General features: G+C 56.4%; 9 protein-coding genes. All 9 read left to right on the top strand.

The window, feature by feature from the left end:
* The first annotated feature begins 146 nt into the window (after nt 1-146).
* The 9 genes from pal to HWX89_RS07590 all read left to right on the top strand — a co-directional run bounded on the left by pal (nt 147) and on the right by HWX89_RS07590 (nt 12221).
* A complete protein-coding gene (pal, locus tag HWX89_RS07630; protein ID WP_138792088.1) occupies nt 147-680 on the top strand; it encodes a peptidoglycan-associated lipoprotein Pal in 534 nt (177 codons plus the stop codon).
* Between the two features lie 159 nt (nt 681-839).
* Complete coding sequence (gene ybgF, locus HWX89_RS07625) at nt 840-1820, top strand: tol-pal system protein YbgF (RefSeq protein WP_178340655.1); 981 nt, start codon at nt 840-842, stop codon at nt 1818-1820.
* A gap of 32 nt (nt 1821-1852) precedes the next feature.
* On the top strand, nt 1853-3184 hold the full coding sequence (gene tilS / locus HWX89_RS07620) for a tRNA lysidine(34) synthetase TilS (protein WP_502707586.1): 1332 nt from the start codon (nt 1853-1855) through the stop codon (nt 3182-3184).
* Nucleotides 3185-3338: 154 nt separating this feature from the next.
* Nucleotides 3339-5285, top strand: a complete 1947-nt coding sequence (gene ftsH, locus HWX89_RS07615; RefSeq protein ID WP_138792090.1) for an ATP-dependent zinc metalloprotease FtsH — start codon at nt 3339-3341, stop codon at nt 5283-5285.
* Between the two features lie 191 nt (nt 5286-5476).
* A complete protein-coding gene (gene glmM, locus HWX89_RS07610; RefSeq protein ID WP_138792091.1) occupies nt 5477-6829 on the top strand; it encodes a phosphoglucosamine mutase in 1353 nt (450 codons plus the stop codon).
* 185 nt (nt 6830-7014) lie between these two features.
* Entirely contained in the window at nt 7015-7860 is an 846-nt protein-coding gene (locus HWX89_RS07605; RefSeq protein ID WP_138792092.1) for an outer membrane protein, read from the top strand.
* Nucleotides 7861-8075: 215 nt separating this feature from the next.
* The gene (locus HWX89_RS07600) at nt 8076-9254 is read left to right on the top strand and encodes a phosphoserine transaminase (protein ID WP_138792093.1); all 1179 of its coding nucleotides are present in this window, start codon (nt 8076-8078) and stop codon (nt 9252-9254) included.
* 81 nt (nt 9255-9335) lie between these two features.
* Nucleotides 9336-10931: a phosphoglycerate dehydrogenase gene (gene serA / locus HWX89_RS07595; RefSeq protein WP_138792094.1), complete on the top strand. Its 1596-nt coding sequence runs from the start codon at nt 9336-9338 to the stop codon at nt 10929-10931.
* Nucleotides 10932-11150: 219 nt separating this feature from the next.
* The gene (locus HWX89_RS07590) at nt 11151-12221 is read left to right on the top strand and encodes a Tim44 domain-containing protein (RefSeq protein WP_138792095.1); all 1071 of its coding nucleotides are present in this window, start codon (nt 11151-11153) and stop codon (nt 12219-12221) included.
* Nucleotides 12222-12402: the final 181 nt, after the last annotated feature.

Here is a 12402-nt window from a genome sequence, read left to right as displayed (position 1 = left end):
GGGATGCCTCTTTCTTGCCGCAAAGTGTTGTGAGGGAGCAAGAAAGTGGGACATTTCCTTTCTGTTAACCATAAGTGTTTGCCGGCGATTAACCTCAATCGGTTAGCCTCTGGCAACGTTACTGAAATTCTAAGGAGAGACCGGCGATGAGCCGTACACACACTTCGGCACTCAGCCCCATGCAGAAACTGGCCCGTAACCCGGCTGTCATCGCCATGACGCTTGCGCTTGCTCTTGCGGGCTGCGCAAACAAGAAGAACATGCCGAACAGCGCCGGTGAACTCGGCCTCGGTGGCGCGGGCTCCGCAACGCCTGGCTCCCAGCAGGACTTCACCGTCAATGTCGGCGACCGCATCTTCTTCGACACCGACTCGACCTCGATCCGCGCCGATGCGCAGCAGACGCTGCAGCGTCAGGCTCAGTGGCTTGCTCGTTATCCGAACTACTCGATCACCATCGAAGGTCATGCCGACGAGCGCGGTACGCGTGAATACAACCTTGCACTCGGTGCGCGCCGTGCGGCTTCCACCAAGGAATTCCTTGCATCGCAGGGTGTTCCGGCAAACCGCATGAAGACCATCTCCTATGGCAAGGAACGTCCGGTCGCTGTTTGCGACGACATTTCTTGCTGGTCGCAGAACCGCCGTGCTGTGACGGTTCTCGGTGGCGCAGGCATGTAATTGCCTAACGCATTCGTGATCTTGAATGGAAGGCGGTCTTAGGGCCGCCTTTCGTTTTTTTCATAGTTTGGCCGAAGTTAAGTTGCTTTTTCGGGTGATATGGAAAAAATCCGGCTTTGCGCCATTCCGGTGCAAATCAGTTAAGGCAGGACGAAAGAGATGAAGAAACTTGTCGTGGCGGGAATGCTGGGGCTTGCAGCCTGCACCGGCTTGAGCGGCGTTGCCGTTTCGGGTCCGCTGTTCGGTGCGGGGGGTAGCTTCGGCACGATCAACTCTCAACAGCCCCCGGTCGTCCGGGTTCAGGCGAATGAGGCCTATAAGGTTCAGCAGCTTGAAGAACAGATCAGACAGCTCAACGGCCGTATCGAGGAAATGAGCTTCCAGCTTCTGCAGATGCAGGAAACCATCCGCAAGGCGCAGGAAGATAATGAATTCCGTTTCCAGGAACTGGAAAGCGGTAAGAGTGCCGCTCCCGCTGCGCCCAAGAAAAAGGCGGAAGCGGACCTTGCAAGTCCTCCGAACGATGACGTTGCAGCAATCATTGAAACGCCACCCGAGGGTGGCGCTTCTGTTTCACCGTCTCAGCCGAGCAATGCTCCAGGTGAGACCACGCTTGGCTCCATTCAGCTCGATTCCGGCGGCATGCCTGTTGGCGGAACGCTTAATCAGGGTGCCAACAATTCCTCCGGCAATTTGCCTGGTGTCACGACGGGCGGAGCTTCGCGCAAGACCGATCCTGTGAACACGGCGGCGCTGACGAGCGAGAATGATATCTATCAGGCCGCGTATAGCCACGTACTTGGTGGTGATTACAAGCTGGCGGAACAGGGTTTCGAGCAGTATTTGAAAGGCTACCCAAAGGGTGCCAAGGCCGCCGATGCCAGCTTCTGGCTGGGTGAAGCTCAGTATTCTCAAGGTAAGTTCAACGAGTCGGCCAAGACTTTTCTGAACGGCCACCAGACATATGGCAAATCGCCGAAGGCGCCGGAAATGTTGATGAAGCTTGGCATGTCGCTCGCCGCGCTGGATAACACCGAGACTGCCTGTGCGACGCTGCGCGAAGTGCCGAAGCGTTACCCGAGCGCATCCAAGACCGTGTTGAACAAAGTCGCCAGCGAACAGAAGCGTCTTAGCTGCTGATTTCTCTCTGCCGTTGAGCTAGCGGTATGCCCATGTCGGTTGCACCCCGCATTTCAGACGAAACCACACTAGACCCGCTTGAGGCGGCAAGGTTTTTTCTCAAAAACCTCCGCGAGCCCGCGCATATCCTCGTTGCAATTTCCGGGGGCAGCGATTCCACCGGCCTGTTACTGGCATTGCGCGCGGTTTTGTCGTGTGAACAAAACCCCGGCACACGTCTGTCGGCGGTGACGATTGATCATGCGCTGCGGCCCGAATCTGCCGACGAAGCAAAAAAAGTCGCGGCTCTCTGTGCTGAACTTGGTGTTCCGCATTTTATCCGCCGTTGGGACGATCCTAAACCTTCGACCGGTTTGTCTGAAGCATCGCGTCTTGCTCGTTATCGTCTGATTGCTGATGTCGCCGATACTATCGGTGCTGATGCGGTCGTCACAGGACATACACTGGGCGATCAGCGGGAAACGATTGCCATGCGCGTGGCCCGTAGCGATCGACATGACAATATCGGTCTTGCCGGGATGGCCGATGCGGTCCTTTTTGATCGGCGTCTGTGGATATTGCGGCCATTTCTGGCCTGTGAGCGCCAGTCCATTCGCAACTTTGTTCTCGCGCAAGGCAAAGACTGGGTGGATGACCCAAGCAATGAGAGCGTTAAATATGAGCGCGTGCGCGTGCGGCAATCGCTCGGACCGACATCTCTGGCGGATTATAACAAAAGATCTGCAGCGAGAACGGCGCTTTCTCTAGCTGCAGCGGAGTTTTTGCGTGCCAACGTTCAGGTTCTTCATTCCGTTCTTGCGAAGATAAATATCTCCACGGGTTCAGAGGAATGCCCGGAATTCCGGCACGCGTTAGCGGCGCTGATATCGACCTTGGGCGGGCGTGCCTATTTTCCTGCTGCCAGTGGCATGGATCGGGCGATCGAGCCTATCGTTGAGGGCAGGCCTGGCCGTCTGACTCTCGGTCGCGTGCTTATCGACAGGAGGCCGGATGGGCTCTATCTCTATCGTGAACGGCGCAATCTCCCGGAAATCTGTTTGGAGGCCGGGAAAAGCGCGATCTGGGACGACCGCTTTTTTGTCGACAATCGATCGCCCAATGAGGTTCTTATAACGTCTTCTTTTCCGAATGCTGCCAGCCCGCCGTTTTGTCTCGATATCCCGCCAGGTGTCGTGCGGCAGGCGATATGGTGCATGCCGACGGCTGTCACCGCATCGAGTGACGAAGCTTTTGACGCTCGGGCTCTCAAAATCGTTCCACGACTTGCGCCGTTCGATCTTTTTCTGCCACGGTTCGACCTTGAGTTGGCAAATGCGATTGCTGTTTTGCTCGGTCGTTCAGCCTATCCACAGCCACCGGTTTAATTCAGGCCGCTTTTTCGTGAATTGCATTGGAATACTTTTTACACCAAAACGCATCTGATAATGCCCTTCGCCTTGGCAACGGCAAATGTCGACCTTATGTTAGGGGCACGTAAGAGCGGACAGCAGACATGTCCGTGTGAGTTCGGGGAGTTCGATGAACCCAAATTTCAGAAATTTCGCCTTGTGGGCAGTTATTGCCCTGTTGCTGATCGCATTGTTCAGCATGTTCCAGACGTCGCCAACGCAAACGGGTTCGCGTGAAATTCCGTACTCGCAGTTTCTTCGCGATGTGGATTCCGGGCGAGTTCGCGACGTTACTGTGACCGGCAACCGGGTTCTTGGAACCTACACCGAAAACGGTACGGCATTTCAAACCTATTCCCCCGTTATTGACGATTCCTTGATGGAGCGCTTGCAGAGCAAGAACGTCACCATCGTCGCACGGCCGGAAAGTGACGGTTCCTCCGGGTTCTTGAGCTACCTTGGTACATTGCTGCCAATGTTCCTCATCCTCGGCGTCTGGCTGTTCTTCATGCGGCAGATGCAGGGTGGTTCGCGCGGTGCGATGGGCTTCGGTAAATCCAAAGCCAAGCTTCTGACAGAAGCGCACGGTCGTATCACGTTTGACGATGTCGCCGGTGTCGATGAGGCCAAGCAGGATCTGGAAGAAATCGTTGAATTTCTGCGTGATCCGCAGAAATTCCAGCGTCTTGGTGGCAAGATCCCGCGCGGTGTGCTTTTGGTTGGCCCCCCGGGAACTGGTAAAACGCTTTTGGCACGCTCGGTTGCGGGTGAGGCAAATGTGCCGTTCTTCACCATTTCGGGTTCCGACTTCGTTGAAATGTTTGTTGGTGTCGGCGCGAGCCGCGTTCGCGACATGTTCGAGCAGGCCAAGAAGAACGCACCTTGCATCATCTTCATTGACGAAATCGATGCCGTAGGTCGCCACCGTGGCGCCGGTCTTGGCGGCGGCAACGATGAGCGCGAGCAGACGCTCAACCAGTTGCTCGTCGAGATGGATGGCTTTGAAGCAAATGAAGGTATCATCCTGATTGCTGCGACCAACCGCCCCGACGTTCTTGATCCGGCGCTCCTGCGTCCAGGCCGTTTCGACCGTCAGGTTGTCGTTCCGAACCCGGATATCGTAGGGCGCGAGCGTATTCTGAAGGTGCATGTCCGCAACGTGCCGCTCGCACCGAATGTCGACCTCAAGGTTCTGGCACGCGGTACGCCTGGTTTCTCGGGTGCTGACCTGATGAACCTCGTCAACGAAGCTGCTCTCATGGCCGCCCGTCGCAATAAACGCGTCGTGACCATGCAGGAATTTGAAGACGCCAAGGATAAGATCATGATGGGTGCGGAGCGCCGCACGACCGCCATGACCGAAGCCGAAAAGAAGCTCACCGCCTACCACGAAGCGGGTCACGCCATCACCGCACTCAACGTGCCTGTGGCAGATCCCCTGCATAAGGCAACGATCATTCCTCGTGGCCGTGCACTCGGCATGGTCATGCAGCTTCCGGAAGGTGATCGCTATTCCATGAGCTACAAGTGGATGGTCTCTCGCCTCGTGATCATGATGGGTGGTCGCGTTGCGGAAGAACTGACCTTCGGCAAGGAAAACATCACCTCCGGCGCATCCTCGGATATCGAACAGGCTACCAAGCTTGCTCGTGCCATGGTGACGCAGTGGGGCTTTTCCGACGAGCTCGGACAGGTTGCTTATGGTGAAAACCAGCAGGAAGTCTTCCTCGGCCACTCCGTTTCGCAGTCCAAGAATGTCTCCGAAGCGACAGCTCAAAAGATCGACAACGAAGTTCGTCGTTTGATTGATGAGGCATACACCGAAGCACGGCGTATCCTCACGGACAAACATGATGAGTTTGTCACTTTGGCTGAAGGTTTGCTGGAGTATGAAACCCTTTCTGGGGAAGAAATCAAAGCGCTGATCAAGGGTGAAAAGCCTGCCCGCGATCTCGGTGATGATTCTCCCGGCAGCCGCGGATCCGCAGTGCCTAAGGCTGGTGCCAAGAAGGACGGTCCAAACGAAGCCAAGGGCGATGGCGAGGCCGAAGGTGGTCTGGAGCCTCAGCCGCACTAATGGCTTAAAATCAGACGTCTTTTTGAAAACGAGGCCACCCGAAACCGGGTGGCCTTTTCAGTTTGGTAACAAGATATAAGCCATTTTTGTGCTAATTTACGTGCTGTTTGCCGTAGTTTGTGGCATCTACCCGAAAAACGCATCCGGCTTTTTTACATGCCGCCGGAATGCATGAAGGATTTGGAGTTCAAATGGCACGCCGTTATTTCGGAACCGATGGTATTCGCGGACAATCGAACGTTTTTCCCATGACGCCGGATCTGGCGATGCGGGTTGGTATTGCCGTCGGCACCATTTTTCGTCGTGGGCATCACCGTCATCGCGTCGTGATCGGCAAGGATACCCGTCTTTCCGGTTATATGCTGGAAAACGCACTGGTGGCAGGTTTCACGGCTGCGGGTCTTGATGTCTTCCTGCTCGGGCCGATCCCCACGCCTGCGGTTGCCATGCTGACGCGCTCGTTGCGTGCCGATATCGGTGTGATGATCTCGGCATCCCACAATCCCTTCGCGGATAACGGCATCAAGCTATTCGGACCGGATGGCTACAAGCTGTCTGATGAACTTGAGCTTGAGATCGAGGATCTGCTCGACAAGGATATCTATGCACAGCTTGCCAAGCCGAGTGAGATCGGCCGCGCCAAGCGCGTTGATGGCGACATTTATCGCTACATCGAGTTTGTGAAGCGCACCCTGCCGCGCGATGTGACGCTGAACGGTTTGCGGATTGCCATCGATTGCGCCAATGGCGCTGCCTACAAGGTCGCTCCTGCGGCGCTGTGGGAGCTTGGTGCGGAAGTCGTGACCATCGGCAACGAGCCTAACGGCGTCAACATCAATCTGGAATGCGGCTCTACCCATCCTGAAGCTCTTCAGAAGAAGGTCCATGAAGTTCGGGCCGATATCGGCATCGCGCTCGATGGCGATGCGGACCGTGTCATCATCGTTGATGAGCGCGGCGAGATTGTCGATGGGGATCAGTTGATGGCAACGATTGCTGACAGCTGGGCCGCCGACAATCTGTTGCGCGGCGGTGGTATCGTGGCGACAGTCATGTCGAACCTGGGACTGGAGCGCTTCCTTGACGGCAAGGGCCTGACGCTTGCCCGTACGAAGGTTGGCGACCGCTATGTCGTTGAGCACATGCGCAATCATGATTTCAACGTTGGCGGCGAACAGTCTGGCCATATCGTACTGTCTGATTACGGTACGACGGGGGACGGCCTTGTCGCAGCACTTCAGGTGCTGGCGCGCGTCAAGCGTTCTGGCCGTACGGTCAGCGAGGTTTGCCGCAAGTTTGACCCCGTACCGCAATTGTTGAAGAACGTCCGTATCTCCGGTGGCAAACCACTGGAAAATCCGGTTGTTCAGCAGGCAATCGCAGATGCGGAAAATGCTCTTGCGAAGAATGGCCGCCTGGTCATTCGCCCATCTGGTACAGAACCGCTGATCCGCGTCATGGCGGAAGGCGATGATAGTGCCCAGGTCGAGCAGATCGTCAACGATCTCGTTGGCGTCATTTCGAGCGCACGCACAGCCGCCTGAGGCGCCCTGTTCAAACGGTCACGAAAGCGGGCGTTCTCGCCGGCTTTTTGTTTGCGCATTTGCTAATAAATATGGTGAATGATCGTGGTTAATCGTGACTTAACCAATTTGCGTCACTGTTCATGACTGAAAAGTTCACTGGCATCTGCTGCCCATGCGCACATGCCGTTTCTGGAGTGGAAGTCATGAAAAACGCCCTGGCCGGATTTCTGGCCGTCCTGATGACCGGCACGAGCGCCATCGCTGCCGATCTTTATCAAGCGGAGCCAGCCCCGGCTTACATCGAGGCGCCAGAAGTGCAGGTGTCGCAGGCCAGCGGCTGGTATCTGCGCGGTGATGTTGGCTATTCTTTCAACAAGCTCCGTGGTGCGCATTATTATCAGGGTGGCCCCTCGGGAGACTTGACTGACTTTACTACGGCGAAGATGGATGACAGCTATATTATCGGCGCTGGTGTTGGTTATCAGTTCAACAATTACTTCCGTACGGATCTGACTTTCGACTACATGGGGAAATCTGATTTCCGTGGTTCGACCACTGGCGGCTGCGGCTCGGTTCCAGGTCCATGTGTTTCGGCGGACCTGAGCTCTCTCAAAGCCTACACATTGATGGCCAACGCCTATGTGGATCTCGGCACGTACGGTCGCGTCACGCCTTATGTCGGTGGTGGTATCGGTGGCTCGTACGTCAAGTGGGATAAACTGCGCAACACTTCGTGCAGCACCGATGGTTTAGGGTGCGATCCGACGACCGAACATGGTGGTCGCGGCAAGTGGCGTTTTGCTTATGCTCTGATGGCGGGTGCTTCCATCGATATCACCTGCAATCTCAAGGCCGATGTGGGCTACCGGTTCCGCCACATCAACAAGGGCGACATGTTCGCCTATGAGAACAATGGCGGCCCAGGTCGCGACAAGGGCTTGTATTCACACGAAGTTCGGGTCGGCGGTCGCTATGTCTTCAATGGCTGCGATACGGCTCAGTACATTCCGCCGGCCGATATTCCCTTGCAGCCGGCCGTCTACAAGTAATCGTCACGCTTGACTGTTAAACATCGAAACCGTCCACATCCATCAGGATGCGGGCGGTTTTTCTTTGGTCGTATGCTGCGTGTCATGTGGCGCATATGGGCCAAGATTCTTCTGTGCAGCGACATATTCCGCTTGACTGGAACAGGTGAGAAGCATAGCAACAGCGTCAGGACACTCTACCCTAACGTAGAGCGCCTATCTGGAAGGATAGTCAAATGACAGATATCGTGAAGCCGGACCTCCGTCCGGGCAATACGCATTTTTCCTCTGGTCCCTGCTCGAAGCGCCCCGGTTGGTCGCTTGAAGCTCTCGCTGATGCGCCGCTCGGTCGCTCGCATCGCGCCAAAGTTGGCAAAGCCAAGCTGAAGCAGGCCATCGATCTCACCCGCGAAGTTCTGAACGTTCCTGCTGATTACCGCATCGGTATCGTTCCCGCATCTGACACCGGTGCCGTTGAAATGGCTCTGTGGTCTCTGCTCGGCGAACGCGGCGTTGACATGCTTGCATGGGAAAGCTTCGGCGCTGGCTGGGTTACCGATGTCGTCAAGCAACTCAAGCTCAAAGACGTCCGCAAGTTCGAGGCTGATTACGGTCTGCTGCCGAACCTCGGCGAAGTCGATTTCGATCGCGATGTCGTCTTCACCTGGAACGGCACGACGTCTGGCGTTCGCGTTCCTAACGCTGATTTCATTCCGGCTGACCGTAAGGGTCTGACGATTTGCGATGCGACGTCTGCCGCATTCGCCCAGGAGATGGATTTCTCCAAACTCGACGTTGTCACCTTCTCCTGGCAGAAAGTTCTGGGCGGTGAGGGCGGTCATGGCGTCATCATTCTGTCGCCACGCGCTGTTGAGCGTCTTCTGAGCTATGCACCTGCATGGCCGCTTCCGAAGATTTTCCGCATGGTCTCCGGCGGCAAGCTGATTGAAGGCATCTTCACCGGCGAAACCATCAATACCCCTTCGATGCTCTGCGTTGAAGATTATATCGATGCCTTGTTGTGGGCGAAGAATCTCGGTGGTCTCAAGGCGCTCGTTGGGCGTGCTGATGCCAATGCCAAGGTTATCTACGACTTCGTTGCTGCAAACGACTGGATTGCAAATCTGGCTGTTGTCGACGAAACCCGTTCCAACACGTCGGTATGCCTGAAGATCGTCGACAAGGATGTCGTTACTCTTGATGCCGATGCGCAAGCTGCTTTCGCCAAGGGTGTTGTTGCCCTTCTCGAAAAAGAAAATGTAGCGCTGGATATCGGCGCTTACCGTGATGCGCCGTCCGGTCTTCGTATCTGGGCTGGTGCTACGATCGAAACCGCCGATATGGAAGCTGTCATGCCTTGGCTGGCATGGGCGTTTGCAACGCAGAAGGCAACGCTTTCCAAGGCTGCTGCCTGATTTGAATACCGGCCCTGCTGATGCAGGGCCGCGCATTTCCCATTCGCACATCTCAATCGTTTCATCCAAGGAGCCCATGCCATGGCACCTCGCGTACTCGTATCCGATGAACTGTCGGAAACCGCCGTCCAGATTTTCCGTGATCGCGGCGTCGAAGTCGATTTCCAGCCGAAGCTCGGCAAGGACAAGGACAAGCTTGCCGAAATCATCGGTAACTACGATGGCCTGGCCATCCGTTCTGCCACAAAGGCAACCGAAAAGCTGATCGAAGCTGCGACCAACCTCAAGGTTATCGGCCGCGCTGGTATCGGCGTCGACAATGTTGACATTCCGGCCGCATCGCGCCGCGGTATCATCGTCATGAACACCCCTTTCGGTAACTCCATCACGACGGCAGAACACGCCATTGCGTTGATGTTTGCTGTTGCCCGCCAGCTCCCTGCTGCGGATGCTTCCACGCAGGGTGGCAAGTGGGAAAAGTCGAAGTTCATGGGTGTTGAAATCACCGGCAAGACGCTCGGCGTCATCGGTGCCGGCAACATCGGTTCCATCGTCTGCTCGCGTGCCCTTGGTCTGAAGATGCATGTTCTCGCCTACGATCCCTTCCTCTCGCCGGAGCGCGCGCAGGAAATGGGCGTTACCAAGGTTGAGCTGGACGAACTTCTGGCGCAGGCAGATTTCATTACGCTGCACGTGCCGATGACGGACAAGACACGCGGCATTCTCGGCGCCGAAAACCTTGCAAAGACCAAGAAGGGCGTTCGTATCATCAACTGCGCACGCGGTGGTCTGGTCGATGAAGCAGCTCTGGCCGACGCCATCAAGTCTGGGCAGGTTGCTGGTGCTGGCTTCGACGTCTTCGAAGTTGAGCCTGCAACGGAAAGCCCGCTCTTCGGTCTGCCGAACGTCGTCTGCACCCCGCACCTTGGCGCTTCCACCACGGAAGCTCAGGAAAATGTTGCCCTTCAGGTTGCCGAGCAGATGTCGGACTACCTCGTCAAGGGTGCCGTCTCCAACGCCATCAACATGCCGTCGATCACGGCTGAAGAAGCACCTCGTCTGAAGCCGTTCATCCGGCTGGCTGATGTTCTCGGTTCTTTCGTCGGTCAGGTACAGGAGAGCGCGACCAAGGAAATCGAGATTGTTTATGATGGTGCAACCGCCAACATGAACACCAAGGCTTTGACGAGCGCGCTTCTGGCGGGCCTCATCCGTAGCCAGGTTTCCGACGTGAACATGGTTTCCGCGCCGATCATGATCAAGGAAAAGGGCATCATCCTTTCCGAAGTCAAGCGCGACAAGACCGGCGTTTACGACGGCTACATCAAGCTGACGGTCAAGACCGAAAACCAAGTCCGCTCTGTTGCCGGCACGGTCTTCTCGGACGGCAAGCCGCGTTTCATCCAGATCAAGAACATCAACATGGATGCCGATGTTGGATCGCACATGATCTACATCACCAACACTGACGTTCCCGGCATGATCGGCTTCATCGGTACCACGCTTGGTGAGGCCGGTGTCAACATCGCCAACTTCCAGCTCGGTCGCGAGAAGGAAGCCGGTGACGCGATCGCCTTGCTCTACGTCGATGGTCTGGTCTCTGAAGAGGTCCTCGACAAGCTGCGTGCCAACCCGGCGATTCGTCAGGCAAAGCCGCTGAGCTTCAACGTCGACTGATCCCGTTATCGTTCCTCCCAAGGGGACAATAAGGCCCGGTGCAGGGGAAACCCTGTGCCGGGTTTTTCCGTTTTGACGGTGCGTCTGACTGGCTGATTATCCCTATGGTTGCATATCACGAAAAATTTTATCGGCTCCGACTAAAAATGATGATCCTGAGTTGCTATATCGCTTTTCATGACATGCCGCTCATGGGAGGGCGGCCAACAGGAGAAGACGATGTTTGCTGCCTTTCGGCGCTTTAAGGGTTTGTTTGCGGTCGCCGCGTTGGGGATTGCGGTTTCTTTCGTAGCGGTCGATATGGCCGAGGCGCGGCGTGCCAGCGGTGGTCTCGGCAGCCGTGGAACACGCACTTATTCCGCGCCGCCATCCACAAGCACGGCTCCGGGACAGGCAGCGCCTATCAACCGCAGCATGACGCCAAACACGCAGTCCGGTCAGCCGGGTGCGACGACGCCTAACCGCAATGCGACGGCACAGGCGCCGCAGCAGAACCGCGGTATGTTCGGCGGTATGATGGGTGGCCTCATGGGCGGTCTGTTGATGGGTGGCCTGTTCGGTATGCTGATGGGCGGTGGCTTCGGTGGTATGGCCGGTTTCTTCGGTATGCTGTTGCAGGTGCTGCTGATTGGTGGCCTGGTCATGCTGGCCATGCGTTTCTTCGCATCGCGTCGTCAGGGTCAGCCAGCCTTTGGTGGTGCAGGCAATAACTCGGCACGCACTGACTATTCTGCCAATAATCATGCTCAGCAGGGCGGCTCTTCGTTCAAGATTCCGCAGATCGGCTCCAAGACGGGCTCTTTCGGTGGCGCCGCTGCGGCTGCCGCTCCGGCGGCCGCCAAGCCTGTCCCGCACGAAAATGCCATGTCGGAAGGTGATGAAATTGGCGTTACGCAGGGTGATCTCGAGACCTTCCAGAAAATGCTGGAAGACGTTCAGGCCGCCTATGCTGCTGAGGATTACGGCACGCTGCGCAAGCTGACGACGCCTGAAGCCATGTCTTATCTTGCCGAGGAACTGAGCGACAACGCCACCAGCGGCGTGAAGAATGATGTGAGAGACATTACGCTGCTACAAGGCGATGTTGCCGAGGCCTGGCATGAAGAAGGCCAGGATTTCGCCACCGTTGCCATGCGCTATTCCGCAATCGACGTGATGCGTGACCGCTCTACGGGCAAGGTCATCGAGGGCGATGAACAGAACCCTTCCGAATCGGTGGAAATGTGGACCTTCGTTCGCCGCGCCGGCAATGATAACTGGCAGGTTGCCGCTATCCAGGCTGCCGCTTGAGGAAATTGCGACGTTTGGAATTGACGCCGACCGTCGCCGACCAGTGAAGTTGAAAAAAGCCCGGACGCCGAAAGGTGTCCGGGCTTTTTTCTTTCTGCAATCACTGTTCACAAAATTTTGCAGAAAAATGTCATGGCTCCGATCGGTGTTGGAGGCGATGGACTGGCGCGACCCTTTCGCC

Source organism: Rhizobium sp. RM (assembly GCF_013390595.1).
In the GTDB taxonomy this organism is placed as follows: Bacteria; Pseudomonadota; Alphaproteobacteria; order Rhizobiales; family Rhizobiaceae; genus Agrobacterium.
This window is presented reverse-complemented; position numbering and strand designations above follow the sequence as displayed.